Origin of the sequence: Streptomyces hygroscopicus subsp. hygroscopicus (assembly GCF_001553455.1) — a bacterium.
Classification (GTDB): Bacteria; Actinomycetota; Actinomycetes; order Streptomycetales; family Streptomycetaceae; genus Streptomyces; species Streptomyces hygroscopicus.
This window is the reverse complement of record NZ_BBOX01000423.1, coordinates 1-18,496: the sequence shown is the minus strand read 5'-3', so window position 1 is coordinate 18,496 and position 18,496 is coordinate 1. Positions and strand designations below refer to the sequence as shown.

13 protein-coding genes and 1 pseudogene are annotated in these 18,496 nt (G+C 71.8%); 10 read left to right on the top strand and 4 right to left on the bottom strand.

Annotation, left to right across the window (positions count from 1 at the left end):
• Positions 1-636, bottom strand: a 636-nt coding sequence (locus AXW62_RS34165; RefSeq protein WP_107406377.1) for a phosphatase PAP2 family protein, incomplete at its 3' end; no start/stop codon positions are given.
• 397 nt (positions 637-1,033) lie between these two features.
• The gene (locus tag AXW62_RS34160; protein ID WP_060947875.1) at positions 1,034-2,212 is read right to left on the bottom strand and encodes a putative hexosyltransferase; all 1,179 of its coding nucleotides are present in this window, start codon (positions 2,210-2,212) and stop codon (positions 1,034-1,036) included.
• A 451-nt stretch (positions 2,213-2,663) separates the two neighbouring features.
• Here AXW62_RS34160 and AXW62_RS34155 point away from each other — a divergent pair, with 451 nt between their 5' ends.
• Both AXW62_RS34155 and AXW62_RS34150 read left to right on the top strand, forming a co-directional pair.
• Positions 2,664-4,367 carry an MFS transporter gene (locus tag AXW62_RS34155; RefSeq protein WP_060947874.1) on the top strand — a complete coding sequence of 568 codons (1,704 nt, stop codon included), beginning with the start codon at positions 2,664-2,666 and terminating at the stop codon, positions 4,365-4,367.
• 264 nt (positions 4,368-4,631) lie between these two features.
• Complete coding sequence (locus AXW62_RS34150; protein WP_060947873.1) at positions 4,632-5,819, top strand: acyl-CoA dehydrogenase family protein; 1,188 nt, start codon at positions 4,632-4,634, stop codon at positions 5,817-5,819.
• Between the two features lie 176 nt (positions 5,820-5,995).
• On the opposite strand, the gene AXW62_RS34145 is transcribed toward AXW62_RS34150, so the two are convergent.
• Positions 5,996-6,427 carry a cell division protein SepF gene (locus AXW62_RS34145; RefSeq protein ID WP_030833162.1) on the bottom strand — a complete coding sequence of 144 codons (432 nt, stop codon included), beginning with the start codon at positions 6,425-6,427 and terminating at the stop codon, positions 5,996-5,998.
• A 293-nt stretch (positions 6,428-6,720) separates the two neighbouring features.
• Here AXW62_RS34145 and AXW62_RS34140 point away from each other — a divergent pair.
• From AXW62_RS34140 to AXW62_RS34105, 8 genes and pseudogenes are all read left to right on the top strand, one after another.
• Positions 6,721-7,870, top strand: a pseudogene (locus tag AXW62_RS34140) (DUF5685 family protein).
• Between the two features lie 809 nt (positions 7,871-8,679).
• Positions 8,680-10,551, top strand: coding sequence for an FAD/NAD(P)-binding protein (locus AXW62_RS34135; protein ID WP_060947872.1), 1,872 nt, complete (start codon positions 8,680-8,682; stop codon positions 10,549-10,551).
• A 195-nt stretch (positions 10,552-10,746) separates the two neighbouring features.
• Positions 10,747-11,637, top strand: a complete 891-nt coding sequence (locus tag AXW62_RS34130) for an amino acid ABC transporter permease (protein WP_030833170.1) — start codon at positions 10,747-10,749, stop codon at positions 11,635-11,637.
• A 5-nt stretch (positions 11,638-11,642) separates the two neighbouring features.
• On the top strand, positions 11,643-12,395 hold the full coding sequence (locus tag AXW62_RS34125) for an amino acid ABC transporter ATP-binding protein (RefSeq protein WP_030833173.1): 753 nt from the start codon (positions 11,643-11,645) through the stop codon (positions 12,393-12,395).
• Between the two features lie 34 nt (positions 12,396-12,429).
• A complete protein-coding gene (locus tag AXW62_RS34120; RefSeq protein WP_107406376.1) occupies positions 12,430-13,392 on the top strand; it encodes an ABC transporter substrate-binding protein in 963 nt (320 codons plus the stop codon).
• 578 nt (positions 13,393-13,970) lie between these two features.
• A complete protein-coding gene (locus tag AXW62_RS34115; protein ID WP_030833179.1) occupies positions 13,971-14,876 on the top strand; it encodes a S1 family peptidase in 906 nt (301 codons plus the stop codon).
• Positions 14,877-15,071: 195 nt separating this feature from the next.
• The gene (locus AXW62_RS34110; protein WP_060947876.1) at positions 15,072-15,968 is read left to right on the top strand and encodes a slipin family protein; all 897 of its coding nucleotides are present in this window, start codon (positions 15,072-15,074) and stop codon (positions 15,966-15,968) included.
• A gap of 308 nt (positions 15,969-16,276) precedes the next feature.
• Positions 16,277-17,353, top strand: a complete 1,077-nt coding sequence (locus AXW62_RS34105) for a S1 family peptidase (protein WP_030833186.1) — start codon at positions 16,277-16,279, stop codon at positions 17,351-17,353.
• Between the two features lie 240 nt (positions 17,354-17,593).
• Here AXW62_RS34105 and AXW62_RS34100 read toward each other — a convergent pair whose 3' ends face one another.
• Entirely contained in the window at positions 17,594-18,037 is a 444-nt protein-coding gene (locus AXW62_RS34100) for a subtilase-type protease inhibitor (RefSeq protein ID WP_060947870.1), read from the bottom strand.
• Between the last annotated feature and the right edge of the window lie 459 nt (positions 18,038-18,496).

Genomic DNA, 18,496 nt, shown 5'->3' with positions numbered 1-18,496 from the left:
CAGCAGCAGCACCTCGGCACGGGCCATGGCCGGCTCCAGCCACGGCAGCGCCAGCAGCACCAGCACCCCGGCCGCCCAGCCCAGCACCACATCGCTCAGCCAGTGGGTGCCGAGGTAGACGGTGGTCATGCCGACGCCGAAGGCGAAGCCCGCGGCGATCAGCGAGGCGACCCTGCGGGCCACCGGAGTGGTCGCCAGATAGGCCAGCACACCCCAGGTGACCACGGCGTTCGCGGTGTGGCCCGAAGGAAATATATCGCCGGTGCCCCACATCTCATTGGACCCGACGGTGGTCGCGTAGTGCGGACCGAGCCGGCCGAAACCGATCTTCACCGCGCCCACGGTGGCGTTCAGCAGCAGCAGGGAGGTGCCCAGCACCAGCAGCGGGCGCAGGGTCCGCTGCCGGTGGCAGCACCAGCCCAGCCAGGCGGCGACGGCGACCGCGGTGGGGCCCCGCTGGCCCATGACCACGAAGTAGTCCAGGAAGGTGTGGAATTCCGGCCACTGCTTGTAGGGCCGGAACAGCATGACCTGCCAGTCGAGCTTCACCAGCCATGAGGTGGTGAGCACGCCGATCACGGTCGCCGCGTAGACCGCCAGGGTGGTCCCGAGCAGCCAGAAGCGTGTTCGGGTCATGCGCGGTCGCGCGAGATCGGGCCTTCGCTCCTCGGTCGCCGGGAGCCTGTCTTCGGTACGCACCTAATCGACGTTACATTGCGTGACGGGCGGGTTCAGTCGATCAGGTCGCTTTGTGATGACGATGTGATGTGGAGCGGGTCTCACCCACGCCTTTTGGACGTGCTCTTTCCAAGGAATGCGCGAGGTCTCCGGCTTTTGTGCGCCCGCCCTTCCAATGGGCGTGTCCCAGCGCCTTTATGGATTTCTTACAGGGGGGTGTTTATCGCCCATTAGCCGAGGCGTTCCCCGATGTTTCCCCGGGTGTCGCCGGGCGGCCGGACGTGATCGTCCGCGGGACCCCGGCCGCCCGCACCGGGTTGGCCGGATCACGGCCGCCCCAACCGGGTTGGCCGGATCACGGCGGCCCGGAGCCGTGCAGCCAGAAGGCCCCGTACACCGCCGAGGCGAGCCCCACCGAGCCCAGGACCAGTCCGGAGCGCACCGGCCGCAGCCGGGCCAGGACGACCGCGACCGGCAGCAGAAGGGGGAAGGCCGGTATCAGCAGCCGGGGCTTCGAGCCGAAGTACCCCTTCGCGGCCAGCGCCAGGACGAGCACCGCCCCGCCGTAGGCCAGCAGCGGCAGCGGCTGGCGCTGCCGCACGCAGCCGGTGAAGAGCCAGATCAGCGCCCCGACGCCGAGCAGCAGCCCCAGCCCGGCCACGAAGGGCGGGCTGGTCAGCAGCCCGCCGATGAACCCCGCGAAGGCCAGCCCGCCGTCGAAGCCGTTCCCCCAGCCGCCCTGGACGTCGAAGTAGCCGGTGGCGCTCCCGGTCCGGAAAGCGACCCACGCCACATAGCCGAGCCAGCCCAGCGGCGCCAGCACGACGCCCGCGAGCAGCCGGGGCGGGAGCGGCGCGGAGCGCCTCTCCCGGAGCAGCTCCACCGCGGCGGCCGCCCAGACCGCCGCGACCACCGCCGCCCCCACCGGCCGGGTGAGCCCCGCCAGCGCCGCGCACAGCCCCGCCCACAGCCACCGCCGGGTGAGCGCCGCGTACACCCCCCAGGCGGCCAGCGCCGTGAAGAGCGACTCCGAGTACGCCATCGACTGCACGATCCCGACCGGCAGCACGCCCCACAGCGCGGCCAGCGTGAGGCCCACCCGCCGTCCGTGCAGCAGATCGCCGATCGCGAAGATCCCCCACGCGGCGCACAGGGACGTGACCGAGCTCACCAGCAGTCCGGCGTCCGCCGCGGTCAGCGGGGTCATGGCCGAAACCACTCGCTCCAGCGCGGGGAGCAGGGGGAAGAACGCGAGGTCGGCATGGACCGCTCCGTCGGGCAGGAACAGCGTGTGGCCGTACCCCTCCTCGGCGATGTGGGCGTACCACAGCGAGTCCCAGCGCGCCGAGAGCAGCTGGTGGGGGTTCTTGTCCGCGAAGGCCCCCCAGATCGCGAGAACCACCAGCCCGAGCAGGCGCGTCCCCGCGTACGCGAGCAGTGCCGGAGCGGCCCGGCGCAGCGCGCGTCCGGCGGCGCGGCCCGGTCGGCCGTCGTCACCGAGCGGCGCGCTGCCGGCCTGGGCGGGATGAGTCACGGCGACGATTATCGATGATGTTCCGGACCGCTCGCGGCGGGCTGTGGACGACCGCCCGCCGAGGGCGCGGGAGGGCGGTGCGGGCCGCGGACAACGGAGCACACAACGGAGCACACAGCGGAGGACACAACCGAGGACACAACCGAGGGCGCAGCGGAGAACGCGACGGAGGACGGAAAACGGCCGTCGGGAGACCGCGGGAGGGGCGGCTGAGCGGTGGCTGAGGGGCGTCTGAGAAGCAGGGGACAAAAGGGGAAGTGCGGAACGTACGCCTCCGTAACCCTCCGTGCCGAGGTCCCAACATGACCTGCCCCACACGCCCCGCGCGGGGACTCGCGTACCCTGACCTCTCACTCGCGCCTTCGCCACCGGGGCCACCCGGACGTCCCACGACGTGACGTTCCGCCCTCCCGCGGCGGACCGCGAGCGTAAGACCCAGGGAGGTGCGTACATGTCAGGGACGACCACGGCCGGCACTCGGCGGACGGCGGGCGTTCCCCGGCAATGGCGCGGCACCGAGGCGGGCGGCGGGGCGAACCGCTGGATCGTGCTCCTCGTGCTCTGCGTCAGTCTGCTGCTCGTCGCCGTGGACGCGACCGTGCTCCACGTCGCGGTCCCGGCCGTGACCGAGGACCTGCGCCCCGGCGCGATCGAACTGCTGTGGATCGTGGACGTCTATCCCCTGGTCTGCGCCTCGCTGCTGATCCTCTTCGGCACCCTCGGCGACCGGGTCGGCAGACGGCGCGTCCTGCTGCTCGGCTACGGGCTCTTCGGCGCCGCCTCCGCGCTGGCCGCCTTCGCCCCCAACCCCCAGATCCTCATCGTGGCCCGCGCGCTGCTGGGCGTCGGCGGCGCGATGATCATGCCCGCGACGCTGTCCATCCTGCGCCAGGTCTTCCCGGACCGCCGGGAGAGGGCGCTGGCCATAGGCGTCTGGAGCGCGGTCGCCGCCGTCGGCGCGGCCGTCGGTCCGCTGCTCGGCGGCTTCCTGGTGGAGAACTTCTGGTGGGGCTCGGTCTTCCTGGTCAACCTGCCCCTGATGGCCGTGGCGCTGCCGGTCGGCCGCTGGCTGCTGCCCGAGTCCACCGGCGACCGGAACGGCCCCTGGGACGTACTGGGCGCGGTCATGGCCGCGTGCGGGCTGTTCTGCGTGGTCTTCGGGGTCAAGCGGGTGGGCAGCGGCGCGGGGCTGCTGAACGCCGTGACCGCCGCCCCGGTCCTGTTCGGGGTGGTGCTGCTGGTGTTCTTCGTACGCCGCCAGCGCCGCCGTACGCATCCGCTGGTCGATCTCAGGCTGTTCGCCCGGCCCGCCTTCTCGATCTCCGTCGGCTGTATCGTCCTCGCCCTGCTGGCGCTCGTCGGCCTGGAGCTGATAGCCGCCCAGTACCTGCAACTCGTGCTCGGGCTCACCCCGCTCGAGACGGGGCTGCGGCTGCTGCCGCTCACCTTCGCCGCCATGGCCGCCGGGCTCGTGGGGTCCAGGATGCTCCAGTGGCTCGGCCCGCGCCTCATGGTCGCGGTCGGCTTCGCGCTCACCGCCCTCGCCGTGCTCTCGCTCACCGCCATGGGCCAGCACGACCGGCCCGCCGTGCTCGTCGCAGGCTTCATCGTCCTGGGCTTCGGCCTGGAGACCACGCTCTTCAGCGCGTACGAGTCCATGCTCAACGAGGCGTCGACCGGTTCGGCGGGCGGCGCGGCCGCCATCGGCGAGACCTCCTACCAGCTCGGCGCCGGTATCGGCATCGCCTTCCTGGGCAGCGTGATGAACGCCGCCTACAAGCCCGGCGTCTCCTCGGTGCCCGGCGTCCCCGCCTCGGCCGGTTCCGAGGCGGGCCAGTCGCTGGGCACCGCGTACAAGGTCGCCGACCGGCTCGGCGGCCACGCCGGAGAGGCCCTGCGCTCGGCCGCCCGCGCCGCCTTCGTCCACGGACTGCACGTCACGCTCGCGGTCAGCGCCGGTCTGCTGCTGCTCGGCGCGCTGGCCGCGCTGCGGCTGCCCCGGGTCATGGAGTGCGCCGACGACGACGAGCCCGGCGCGGGCGCCGCCCGGGACCAGGACCAGGGCCAGGACCTCCAGGACCACCAGGACCACGGGCAGGACGGTGCGGATGCCCCGGCCCGGCGCGACCGGGCCGCCGTCGCGGCCGAGTCCTGACCGCACGCCGCCGTCGGGGCCGGGCCGCCCGCGCCGCCGTCGCGGCCGAGTGTCCGGGGCCGTCGTCGTGACCGAGTGCCCCGCGCCGCCGCCGCGGCCGGACCCCGAAGACCTGGTGCGAGCCGGTCTGGACGCCGAGGGTTACCCGGCCGTAGCGTCGGACCGCCGGGCCGGTCAGCCCGGCCGTCGGGCGGGAGGACGCGCGCCCCGGCGGCCGGTACCCGCCCGGCGCACCGGACCCGCATCCACCGGAGGCCGCCACCCATGTCCGCAACCGCCCTGCCGCCGTTCGACCCCCGCGACCCGCTGGGCCTCGACGATCTCCTCGACCCCGAGGACCTCGCGGTCCGCGACACCGTGCGGCAGTGGGCCGCCGACCGGGTCCTGCCGTATGTCGCCGACTGGTACGAGCGCGGAGAGGTGCCCGGTATCCGGGAGCTGGCCCGGGAGCTGGGCTCCCTCGGCGCGCTCGGGATGTCCCTCACCGGCTACGGCTGCGCGGGCGCCGGCGCGGTCCAGTACGGGCTGGTCTGCCTGGAGCTGGAGGCAGCCGACTCCGGTGTCCGCTCCCTGGTCTCGGTGCAGGGCTCCCTGGCCATGTACGCCATCCACCGCTTCGGCTCCGAGGAGCAGAAGCGGCGGTGGCTGCCCCCGATGGCCTCCGGGGAGGTCATCGGCTGCTTCGGGCTGACCGAGCCCGACCACGGCTCCGACCCGTCCGCCCTGCGCACCTACGCCAAGCGGGACGGTTCGGACTGGGTGCTCACCGGCCGCAAGATGTGGATCACCAATGGCTCGGTGGCCGGGGTCGCCGTGGTCTGGGCCCGCACCGACGAGGGCATCCGCGGTTTCGTCGTCCCCACCGACGCGGCCGGCTTCTCGGCCCCCGAGATCAAGCACAAGTGGTCGCTGCGCGCCTCGGTCACCAGCGAACTGGTCCTGGACGAGGTGCGGCTGCCGGCCGACGCGGTGCTGCCCGAGGTCACCGGGTTGCGGGGGCCGCTGAGCTGTCTGAGCCACGCCCGCTACGGCATCGTCTGGGGCGCGATGGGGGCGGCCCGCTCCGCCTTCGAGTCGGCGCTGGACTACGCACGCGAGCGCGAGCAGTTCGGCCGGCCGATCGGGGGCTTCCAGCTCACCCAGGCCAAACTGGCCGACATGGCGGTGGAACTCCACAAGGGCGTGCTGCTCGCCCACCATCTGGGGCGGCGCATGGACGCGGGGCGGCTCCGCCCCGAGCAGGTCAGTTTCGGAAAACTGAACAATGTGCGGGAGGCGATCGAGATCTGCCGCACGGCGCGGACGATTCTGGGTGCCAATGGGATCTCGCTGGAGTATCCGGTGATGCGGCACGCCACGAATCTGGAATCGGTGCTCACTTATGAGGGCACCGTCGAAATGCACCAGCTCGTACTGGGCAAGGCGCTCACCGGAATCGACGCCTTCCGGTGAGCGGCTCCGGCCCCAGGGCCTGTCCGGAGTTGCGATCTGGGCTCGCGGGGCGTGGCACGCACGCTCGCGGCGTTGCCGGAAGGCCCTGGTAGCTCCGCTACGAGGGCCTTCCGGCGCCTTGCGATCGCACGCACCACGCCCCGCTCCCTGATCCAGATCACAACTCCGGACAGGCCCTAGCTCTGGTTGAAAAAGCCCGTGGCGTGGCCGGCCTGACCGCTGATGATCTGGTAATCCGGCGGGGTGAGGAGGAAGACGCGGTTGGCCACGCGGTCGATCGAGCCGCGCAGCCCGAAGATGAGCCCGGCCATGAAATCCACCACGCGCTTGGCGTCGGAGGGCTCCATGGTCGTCAGGTTGACGATGACCGGGACGCCCTCCCGGAACATCTCGCCGATGCCGCGTGCGTCCCGGAACCCTTCCGGCGTGACCGTGGCGATCCGGGTCCCGTGGTCCCGCGCGCTCTGGTCGGCCACCCGCGCTCGCGGGTCGGTCACCCAGGAGTCGCCGGGTTCGGGCCCCTCGGCGTAGTCGTCGTCGTAGTAGCGCTCGTCATCGCTGTCGTCGACGAGGCCAAGCCAGGCACTCGCCTTGCGTACCGATCCCATGGACGCCTCCTCTCCCTGCTGGTGTGTAGTGTCCGCCCCTCTATGGTCGTCCATCATGCGGATGGTCTGCCACGTGGATTGCGGCCGCACAGGGGATTCGTGACGTTACTGGTGCACAACGACTGGCGCCATATCAGAGTTCCACCTGCTGCCGGGGACTGACGGTGAGCTGGGTAGACTCCGCCGCGGCCGGACGGGTGACGCCGGGGACGTACGGGTGAACGGGGATCGTTGTGTTTGGCATTATCCGGCCTTGTCGACATCGGCTGTCGGAAAAGCTGCGCACCGAGTGGATGGCGCATTTGTGCGCGGCTGTGCCTCGCGTTGCGGGGCGAGCACGGGCAGTTCGCCCGCATCGCCACCAACTACGACGGCCTGGTGATCTCGGTGTTGGTGGAGGCCCAGGCCGGGCGCCCGGACGGCTGGCGGCGCACCGCGGGGCCCTGTCCGCTGCGCGGGATGCGGACGGCGTCGGTCGCCCGGGGCGAGGGGGCACGTCTGGCGGCCACCGTCTCACTGGTGCTGGCCTCGGCGAAGGTACGGGACCATGTCGTGGACGGCGACGGGGCGTTGGCCCGGCGGCCGGTCGCCGCGGCCGCCCGCCGGATGGCCGGGCGGTGGGACCGGTCGGGGGAGCGCAGCGGCGCCGCGCTCGGCTTCGACACCGCGCCGCTGCTGGACGCGGTCGGCCGGCAGGCGGAGCTGGAGTCCCGGACCGGCCCCGGCACCCCCCTGCTGACCGTTACCGAGCCGACCGAGACCGCGACCGCCGCGGCCTTCGGCCACACCGCCGTCCTGGCCGGGCGGCCCGGCAACCGGGCCCCGCTGGAGGAGGCGGGCCGGCTCTTCGGGCGGCTGGCGCATCTGCTGGACGCGGTGGAGGACCTGGCCGAGGACGCCGAGACCGGCGCCTGGAACCCGATCGCGGCCACCGGGACCGATCTCGCCGAGGTCCGCAGGCTCTGCGACGACGCGGTGCACGGGGTGCGGCTGGCTTGTAAGGACACCCGGTTCGCGGGCAAGGGCTCCGGGCGGCTCGCCCACGTGCTGCTGGTCCACGAGCTGGAGCGGGCGGTCGACCGGGCCTTCGGCACCACCGGCTGTGCGCACACCGGCCACGCCACCGGCACCCCGGAGTCCTCCTACGGGCCGCCGCCGCAGTCGCCGTGGATCACCCCGGGAGGCCCCGGCGGTGCGCCACCGGAGCCGCCGCACCGCCGCCGGGGGCTGATCGCCGGCTGCCTGGTGTGGTCCGGGCTCTTCTGCACCTGCCAGGTGTGCTGCCGGGACCCGTACCACGACCCGTGGACCGGGCAGCCGCGCGAGGGCCTGTGCCATAAGTGCGATGACTGCTGCGACTGCTGTGACTGCTGCGGCAACTGCGGTGACTGCTGCAATTGCTGCGACTGCTGTGATGGTTGTGACTGCGGCTGCGACTGCTAGCACCTGTCGTCACGGGGGGTGCCCCGCACCCGACGCCTGGCAGGGCACCTCGCGGCGTTGTCGCATCGCCCACGGACGCCCGGTACGAGGGTGATGCTCCGCCGTGCGAGGTTCCCCCAGCTACCGCTGGGAGGTGCCCCCGCACCGGATGCCGCTCGCGGCCGGACGCCCCCTGTGACGACAGGCCCCAGCCGCGGGGACGGACACCGGGACGGATGCCAAGAGGCACGGGGACGGATGCCAAGAGGCACGGGGACGGATGCCAAGAGGCACCGGGACGGATACCAAGAGGCACGGGGGCGGATACCCAGGGCCGGGGTGGCGGGGACGGAACGGGCGGTGCCGGGGCACCCGAGGGGAGGGGTGTGCTGAGCCGTGTGTGCTGCGGTCATGCGTGGTTCGTCGGTGTGCAGAGGCCGAAGGCGCGTGATGACGCGGATGTGCGGCGGCCACACCGGAGACGGGCACCGGCGGGCGGACGAAGCCTCGGAACGCCGGCGCCAGGGGCTCCCGGAGGAGGGACCCCTACGCGGCAGCGGAGGCGGGCGGTCAGCCCGAACAGGACGAGGACCACACCCGACCGAAGTCGATGTGGTCGCGCGTGACCAGTCGCTGCCGTGAGTCCATGCGCCAAGTGGAGCAGCCTTCCGCTTGCACGTCAACCGCGGTGAGACGCGCTGCTCACAGTTCGGACGCTCTTGACAGCGCACGGTGGGGACGCCTTAGCCTCGGCCCCATGCCGAGTTGAGGGGCTCGGCCGTGTGTGAGGCCCACGCGTGTGTTCACTTCAGAACTCACGGAGCCTTCGCATGTCCGCGCATCCGGACCACCCGACCCGACCGCCCGCCACGATCGTCATCGTCGGCGCGGGCCCTCGTGCCACCGGCCTGATCGAGCGCATCGCCGCCAACGCCCCCGAGCTGTACGGCGACGGCACCCCGCTCGCGCTGCACCTGGTCGACCCGCATCCGCCCGGCGGCGGCCGCATCTGGCGTCCGGACCAGTCCCCGCTGCTGTGGATGAACTCCATGGCCGAGGACGTCACCATCTTCACCGACGAGTCGGTGGAGCGCGAGGGCCCGCTCCGCCCCGGCCCCTCGCTCGCCGAATGGGCCCGCCAGGTCCGCGAGGCGGACCTGCCGCCCGAACTCGCCGCCGAGGCCGCCGCCCTGACCGGTCAGAGCTTCGCCACCAGACGCCTCCAGGGCGCCTATCTGCGCTGGGCGTACGAGCGGTCGGTGGCCGCCCTGCCGCCCGGCACCACCGTCCATGAACACCGGGACCGGGCCGTCCGTGTCACCGGGCCGCGCGACGGGCGCCAGCAGGTGTGGCTGGAGGGGCGGACCGCCCCGCTCACCGCCGACGCCGTGGTCCTCGCCCTCGGCCACCTCGACGCCGAACCCGACGCCGAGCAGCGGGCCCTCGCCGCCTTCGCCGCCGAGCACGGACTCGTCCACCTCCCGCCGGAGTTCACCGCCGACAGCGATCTGAGCGGGCTGCGCCCCGGGGAGCCGGTGATCGTACGCGGCCTCGGCCTGGCCTTCGTCGACCTGGTGGTGCTGCTCACCGAGGGGCGCGGCGGACGCTATGAGCGCGCCCCCGGCGGGGAGCTGGTGTACCGGCCCTCCGGCCGTGAACCCGTGCTGTACACCGGGTCGCGGCGCGGTGTGCCGTACCACGCCAAGATCGGCTACTCGCTGAGCGGGGAACGGCCCCCCGTCCCGCGCTTCTTCGGCCCGGCCCAGGTCGACGCGTTGCTGTCCCGCCCCGAACGGCCGGACTTCCGGCGCGACGTCTGGCCGCTGATCGCCAAGGAGCTGGGGTTCGCCCACTACCACCGGCTGTTCACCGTCCATCCGGAGCGGACGGCCGGGGAGTGGCCCGCGTTCGAGGAGAAGTACGCCGCCTGCCCGCCCGGCAGCCCCGAACTGGACGCCCTGGTCACCGCGGCCGTCCCCGATCCGGCCGACCGGCTCGACCTCGACGCCCTGGACCATCCGCTCGCCGGGCTGCGGTTCCCCACCGAGGAGGCCCTGCAACAGGGACTGCGCGCCCATATCGAGGCCGATCTCGCCCGCCGCCACGACCCCGCCCACAGCCCCGACCTGGCCGTCTTCCTCGCCCTGCTGTCCGTCTACGGCCAGCTGATCCGGCTCGGCGACATCGGCGGCTGGTGGCACGGCTTCTTCAGCTTCCTCGCCTCCGGACCGCCCGGCCCGCGGCTCGAGCAGCTGCTCGCGCTCTCCCGCGCCGGAGTGATCCGTTTCCTGGGCGCCGAGACGGTGGTGACCACCGATCCGCTGCGCGGGGTGTTCCGGGCCGGCTCCGCCAGTGTGCCCGGCCATGTCGTGGAGGCCCGAGCGCTGGTCGAGGCCCGGCTGCCGGAGCCGACCGTGGACCACTCCCGCGACACCCTGCTGCGCTCCCTGCACCGCGACGGCGCCGCCGCCACCCCGGCCGGACTGCTCGCCGTCAGCCCCGCCGACGCCCGGATCCTGGACCGGGCCGGGCGTCCGCATCCGCGCCGCTTCGCGCTCGGCCCGCACACCGACGCCCGCGCGTCCGGCGCCTTCGCCCGGCCCCGCACCAACGCACCCGCGTTCCGGCAGAACGACGCGACCGCGCGTGCCCTGCTGCGCTGTCTGCGCGACCTGTCCTGTCGCGCCTCGCTCACCGCCTGAGCCCCCGGTCAATCCTCCGCGGCCCCCGGTCAATCCTCCGCGGCCCCCGGGCAGCCGCCCTTCTTGGGCAGCCGCCCTTCTTGGGCAGCTGCCCTTCCCGGGCAGCCGTCCGTGCCGTCCGGCAACCTCCCGTACCTCCTGGGCGCCCCTCCGCGGCCGCCCGGAAACCCTTCCGCACCCCCTGAAGGACCCTCCATGTCGCTGACGTCCGATCCACCCATCGGCAAGGCCGCCGAAGGCGGCGCCGAACGCGAGGACTATTCCGCCCTCAAGGTCGTCCCGCTACGCCACCCCTGGCGGTGGGCCGCGGTGGTCGTCACCGCCGTCCTGGTGGCCCAGTTCGCCCACGGCCTGCTCACCAACCCCGGCTGGGAATGGGACGTCTTCGCCGACTTCTTCACCACCCGGACCATCCTCAACGCGGTCTGGATCACCATCCAGCTCACCTTCTACGGCACCGCGCTCGGCTTCGCCCTCGGGATCGTCCTGGCCTTCATGCGGCTGTCCAGGAGCCCCTTCCTGAAGTCGGTCGCCTTCACCTACATCTGGGCGTTCCGCTCCATCCCGCTCATCGTCCAACTGCTCTTCTGGTTCAACCTCACCTACCTCTACCAGCGGATCGACTTCGGCATCCCCTTCGGCCCCGGCTTCGTCTCCTTCGACACCGCGGGGCTGGTCGGAGCGATGAGCGCGGCGGTGCTCGGACTCGCCCTCCACCAGGCGGCCTACGCGGCGGAGATCGTGCGCGGCGGAGTCCTCGCCGTCGACGGCGGCCAGCTGGAGGCGGCGGCCGCGCTCGGCATCCCCCGGCTGCGGCAGCTGCGCAGGATCGTGCTCCCGCAGGCGATGCGCTCGATCCTGCCGAACGCCGCCAACGAGGTCATCTCGCTCTTCAAGGGCACCTCGATCGTCTCCGTCATGGCGATCGGCGAGCTCTTCTACCAGGTGCAGGTCATCTACGGACGCAACGGCCGGGTCGTGCCGCTGCTGATGGTCGCGACCGTCTGGTACATCATCCTGACCACCGTGCTCTCGATCGCGCAGTATTACGTCGAGCGCCACTTCTCGCGGGGAGCCACCCGATGACCGCCATGGTCGACATCCGCTCGGTCCATAAGAGCTTCGGGTCGCTGGAGGTGCTGCGCGGGATCGACCTGGAGGTGCGCTCGGGCGAGGTGGCCGTCGTCCTCGGCCCCTCCGGCTCCGGCAAGTCCACCCTGCTGCGCGCCATCAACCACCTGGAGAAGGTGGACAGCGGCTGGATCAGCGTGGGCGGCTCACTGGTCGGCTACCGCCGCCGGGGCGACCGCCTCTACGAGCTGCGCGAACGCGAGATCCTCAAACAGCGCACCCGGATCGGCTTCGTCTTCCAGAACTTCAACCTCTTCCCGCACCTGACGGTGCTGGAGAACATCGTCGAGGCGCCGGTCTCGGCGCTGCGCCGCCCCCGGAAGCAGGTGGTCGGCACCGCCGAGGCGCTGCTCGCCCGGGTCGGCCTGGCCGACAAGGCGTCCGCGTACCCCCGGCAGCTCTCCGGCGGCCAGCAGCAGCGGGTGGCGATCGCCCGCGCCCTCGCCCTGGAGCCCGAGCTGCTGCTCTTCGACGAGCCGACCTCCGCCCTGGACCCGGAACTGGTCGGCGAGGTCCTCGACGTCATCAAGGACCTGGCCCACCAGGGCACCACGATGATCGTCGTCACCCATGAGATCGGCTTCGCGCGGGAGGTCGCCGACACCGTCGTCTTCATGGACGGCGGCCGGATCGTCGAGCGGGGCACGCCCGCCGAGGTGCTCGACAGCCCGCGCCACGAACGCACCAAGGCGTTCCTCTCCAAGGTCCTGTGAACCACCGATGTCCGGCCACACAAGGAGTACCTCCGTGAAGACCCGCCGCACCCTCGTCACCGCCGTCGCCGCCCTCACCGCCTCCGCCCTGCTCGGCGGCTGCGGCGACGGCGATGCCCAGGAGACGGTGGGCTCCAAGGGCACGAAGAACACCATCAACATCAGCCCGGACCAGCACCGCATCAGAGGGAAGAAGGTCGAGTCGATCGCGGCCAAGGTGCCGGCCCGGATCCGCGAGCGCGGCACCCTGCGCCTCGGCGGCAGCGCCGACGCCTCCCCTCCGCTGGGCTTCTACGCGACCGACGACAAGACCCGGATCGGCTCGGAGATCGACATCGCCACGCTGGTCGCCGACACGCTCGGGCTCAAGCCCGACTTCCAGACCGTCTCCTGGGAGAACCTCTTCGTCGGCCTCGACAGCTCCAAGTTCGACGGCGTCTTCTCCAATGTGACGGTCACCGAGGAGCGCAAGGAGAAGTACGACTTCGCCACCTACCGGCTGGACGATCTCGCCTTCGAGGCCAAGAAGGGCACGTCCTGGCGGGTCAAGGGCCCCGAGGACGTGGCGGGCCGGACCATCGCGGTCGCCTCCGGCACCAACCAGGAGAAGATCCTGGTCGACTGGAGCAAGGAGAACGAGAAAGCGGGCCGCAAGCCCGTGCACATCACGTACTTCCAGAAGGACACCGACTACTACCTCGCCCTCCAGTCGGGCCGCATCGACGCCTACTTCGGCCCCAACCCCACCTCCGCCTACCACGTCGCCTCGGCCGGCCAGACCCAGGTGATCGGCCGGTTCTCGGGCGGTGGCGGCCAGGTGCAGGGCAAGATCGCGGCCACCACCAAGAAGGGCAGCGGACTGGTCGACGCCTATGCCGCGGCCATCGACCACGTGATCAAGGACGGGTCGTACGCCAAGGTCCTGAAGCGGTGGGGGCTCTCCAGCGAGGCGGTGGAGAAGTCCGAGATCAACCCGCCCGGTCTGCCCAAGCCATGACCCCCGCCCCCGGCCGGGGAGGACCCCCGCCCCCGGCCGGGGAGGACCCCCGCCCCCGGCCGGGGAGGACCGCGGTCCCGGCCGGGGAGAGCCGCGGCCATGGCGCCGGGGAGGACTGCGGCCATGGCGCCGGGGAGGGCCGCGGCCATGGCCTTCCCCGGCCGGCCCCCGGCTGCCGGGACGCGGGGTGTCCCGCACCGCGTACGGCGGTCCGGCACTCCCCGGCCACCTGGGACATCGCCCTCCGGGGGAGCGGGGCGGAACGGCCCGGGAACCGGGGTGGCGGCGGATGGGTGATCCGGGGCGCCGGAACGGAACCTGATGGCCCGTGCGGCCGTCTCACGGGATACCCCAAGGGGATGGGAGCACAAGCCCCGGCGGACTCAACCCGCCGGGGCTATGTGGCGTGTGGCCGGCGACCGTTCCGAATTGTCCTCTTGCGCGGTGCGCCCGCGGACACGAATACTTCCGGGAGCGCTTGTCAGGGGCACGTCGAATCGAACGGTTCGGCGTGCTCTCTGACTGCGCCTCACGGGCCTGCCCGCCCAGGCGGACCCCCGATTCCCACGGAGGAAGAGTTGAGGATCAAGCGCAACGCCCCCCACGGTAAGCAGGCGAGACGCATAGCCCTGATCGCCGCGACCTCCGCCCTGGTGGCCGGGACGGCGCTCGCCGCCCCCGCCGCCTACGCCGGAGGCGACGGCGCCCGCACCTTCAGTGCGGCGGAGGCCAAGTCGGCCAGCAACGCCGTCCTCGAGGCCGATGTCGCGGGCACCGCGTGGTATGTCGACAAGGCGACCAACAAGCTCGTGGTCACCGCCGACAGCACGGTCTCCCAGAGCGAGATCGCCAAGATCAAGAACACCGCCGGTGCGAGCGCCGACGCGATCGAGGTCAAGCGGACCCCCGGCAAGATTCAGAAGCTGATCTCGGGCGGGGACGCCATCTACGCGAGTAGCTGGCGTTGTTCCCTCGGGTTCAACGTGCGCAACAGCAGCGGCACGAACTACTTCGTCACCGCCGGTCACTGCACCGACGGTGCGGGCACCTGGTGGTCGAACTCCGGCCACACCAGCACGATCGGCTCGACGGCCGGCTCCAGCTTCCCGACCAACGACTACGGTCTGGTCCGGTACAGCGGCTCGGTCTCCCCCGAGGGCACCGTCGGCAGCCAGGACATCACCTCCGCCGCCAACCCGACCGTGGGCCAGACGGTCACCCGGCGCGGCTCCACCACCGGCATCCACAGCGGCCGGGTCACCGCGCTGAACGCCACGGTCAACTACGGCAACGGCGACATCGTCTACGGCATGATCCAGACCACGGTCTGCGCCGAGCCCGGCGACAGCGGCGGCCCGCTCTACGCCGGCTCCACCGCCCTCGGCCTCACCTCCGGCGGCAGCGGCAACTGCACCTCCGGTGGCACCACGTTCTTCCAGCCGGTCGTCGAGGCACTGAACGCGTACGGCGTGAACGTCTACTGATCCGCGCCAGACCGCTGACCGGCTGATCGGCGCCGTTTTCGCCGGTCATCGCCGCACAGCCCCCGTCCGGGCCGCCACCGGGCGGGGGCTTCGCGCGGCCCTCCCCGCTGTTCGCCGGGCGGACTATCGTGGACATCAGTGCCCTATGTGGAGTACTCGGGGCATTATTCGCGATACGGACGGCAGGTGGCCGTGATGGTCGATGCGCTCGTGACATTGGTAGTGGTAGTGGCCTGCCTCGGGGTCCTCGGCCTGCTGGCCGCGGCCCGGGTGGTCAAGCAGTACGAGCGAGGGGTGGTCTTCCGGCTCGGGAGGCTGCGCTCGGATATCCGGGGGCCGGGGTTCACCATGATCACTCCGGTCGTCGACCGGCTGTACAAGGTCAATATGCAGATCGTGACCATGCCCGTGCCCGCCCAGGAGGGCATCACCCGGGACAATGTGACGGTGCGGGTCGACGCGGTCGTCTACTTCAAGGTGGTGGACCCGGCCGAGGCGCTCGTCGCGGTCGAGGACTACCGCTTCGCCGTCTCCCAGATGGCCCAGACCTCACTGCGGTCGATCATCGGGAAGAGCGATCTGGACGATCTGCTCTCCAACCGGGAGAAGCTCAACCAGGGCCTCGAGCTCATGATCGACAGCCCGGCCGTCGGATGGGGCGTCCACATCGACCGGGTGGAGATCAAGGACGTGTCGCTGCCGGAGACCATGAAGCGGTCGATGGCCCGCCAGGCCGAGGCCGACCGGGAGCGCCGCGCCCGGGTGATCAACGCGGACGCGGAGCTGCAGGCGTCGAAGAAGCTGGCCGAGGCCGCCGCCCAGATGGAGGCCACCCCCTCGGCCCTCCAGCTGCGGCTGCTGCAGACGGTCATGGCGGTCGCCGCCGAGAGGAACTCCACGCTGGTCCTGCCCATCCCGGTCGAGCTGCTGCGCTTCCTGGAGAAGGGACAGCAGGAGATCCCCGCCCGGGAGGCCGCGCCCGCATCCGAGCGGGAGGCCGCGCCCGCGCCCGAGCAGACGGCCCAGCCCGCCCGGCCGGCGATGCCGACGCTCACCGAGCGCGAGCCGGAGCCGCACACCGTGGACCGGTGAGCCGCCGGGGCGGTCCGTGAGGTGGTGACGCGGTGAGGTGGTGACGACCCGTCCGGACGCGGCCTGACCGGTGCCCGTACGCCCATGGGTGTACGGGCACCGTCATGTCCGGATACGGGCCCGCAGGGTAAATTTCACGCCCATGTTGGGAACGCGCCCTTGTGCGCGCCCGGTGGTCCTGGGAATACTCGGCGGCGCAATTTGGCATGGACGCGCCCCCGCTAGGGGAGAAGTGCCATGTCGCTACGCCCTCCGGGCCCTGGCACCCCACTGCCGACGGGCCCAACCCCCCACTGGAAGGCAGAGAGTTGAAGCACCGCCGCATACCCAAGCGTCGTGTCGCCATTGCCGGAGCCGGCATCGCGGCCCTGGTCGCCACGGGAGTCACCCTGCAGAGCGCCCACGCCGCTCCCGGTGAACCCCAGCCCGAAACCCTCTCGGCCGGCGCCGCCGGAAAGCTCGCCCATACCCTGACCGCCACGCTCAAGGGCGACACGGCGGGCTCGTACTACGACGCCAAGGCCAAGAAGCTCGTCGTCAACGTGGTCGACAAGGCCGTCGTGGACCAGGTCCGCGAGGCCGGGGCCGAGGCCAAGGTGGTCAAGTACACCCTGGCCGAGCTGGGCAAGGCGCGTCAGACGCTGAAGGAGAAGGCCACCATCCCCGGCACCTCCTGGTCGGTGGACCCCAGAACGAACAAGGTCGTCGTCACCGCGGACAGCACCGTCAAGGGCGCCCGGAAGGCCACCCTCGACAAGGTCACCGACGCGCTCGGCGACAAGGTCGAGGTGAAGCGCTCGGCCGGGAAGTTCTCCACCTTCATCGCGGGCGGCGACGCCATCTGGGGCGACGGCGGGCGCTGCTCGCTCGGGTTCAACGTCGTCAAGGACGGCGAGCCGTACTTCCTGACCGCCGGTCACTGCACCGAGGCCATCAGCAGCTGGTCGGACTCGCAGGGCGGCTCCGAGATCGGGACCAACGCCGGCAGCGAGTTCCCCGGCAACGACTACGGGCTGGTCAAGTACACCTCGGACACCGACCACCCGAGCGAGGTGGACCTCTACAACGGCAGCACCCAGGCCATCAGCAAGGCCGGTGACGCCACGGTCGGCCAGACGGTGACGCGCAGCGGCTCCACCACCCAGGTGCACGACGGCGAGGTCACCGGCCTGGACGCGACCGTCAACTACCAGGAGGGCTCGGTCTCCGGGCTGATCCAGACCAACGTCTGCGCCGAGCCCGGCGACAGCGGCGGCGCGCTCTTCGCGGGCGACACGGCGCTGGGTCTGACCTCCGGCGGCAGCGGTGACTGCTCCTCGGGCGGCGAGACCTTCTTCCAGCCGGTGCCGGAGGCGCTGCAGGCGTTCGGCGCCGAGATCGGCTGACGCGTCCGGCGGGCGGTTCCGCTCCCGCGCGAACAGAAGCAGGCCCCCGGACACCCGTGGACGGTGTCCGGGGGCCTCCCCTGTGTTCCCTCCGGATTTGTTTCTTCCGGCTTTGTTCTTTCGGGTGCGTTCTTTCCGGCTTCGATCCTTCCGGCTTCGTTCTCTCCGGCTTCTTTCTTTCCGGATTCCTTCTTTCCGCGTTCGTCCCGATCGCGTTCGGGCTCGCGGCTGTTCAGCCGGTCAGAACTCGAAGACCGTCGTCGGGGCCGCGTTCTTGAAGCAGTTGTTCGCGAAGGTGTGCTCGTACGACACCCGGCGGCCGTCCCAGACGCCCTCGGCGGTGACGGTGATCGGACGCCACTCCTTGGTGCACATCCGGCCGGGCTCCGCCCCGGTCCGCAGCAGGCCGAGCGCGCCGCCCACGGAGTGGAGTTCGGCGCATGCCTGGGCGGGGGCCGGGTGGGTGCCGGTGGGGGTGGGGCGACAGCTCAGCGTCACCGCCCGCTGGACCTCGGCCGTGGCCGCGTCGGCCCCGTGGCCGACGGTGAGGACCAGCGCGGAGGCCGGGTACAGGCTCTGCTGCTTGGCGGGCTCGGCGTTCGCCGTGCCGCCCACGCCGATTCCCAGCACGGCGCTCACGGTCAGGGCGGCTCCCAGCCCGATCGCCCCAGTGGTCTTCCGCATTTCGAACACTCCCTTGCTCGTGGTCGCAGATACCGGACGGAGTCTTACGCGGTGCGCGTCGGGAACGCACGTCGATCGAGCACTTCCGGTCGCTACCGGTAGTCGTTCGGTGGCTCATTGTTGCGTGCGGTGGGTGTCCCGCTGGGGAACGCCGCGTAGCGACCGGGTGTGCGACAGCGTGCGGGGCCGCGTGCGAGTGCGCCCCTGGCGGGCTCCGCGGCCTTCTCGCGCTCTTGTGAACGACGTGTTCAGCGGGGTGCTCGATACGCTCAAATCGATTCAGGTGTGCTCAGGTGAGCGGGGTCGGGCGGCGCGGATGAGGTGCCCGGAATGCGGGCCGCCGCCCTCCGCGCTAGGGCGCGAACCTGTCAGGGCAAGCCGACCGGCGGTGTGGGGGTGAGGGCCCGGCTAACGGGGTGCGGCACCGGGGGGCCGGGGGCCGGTTGGGGGGTGCGGGGC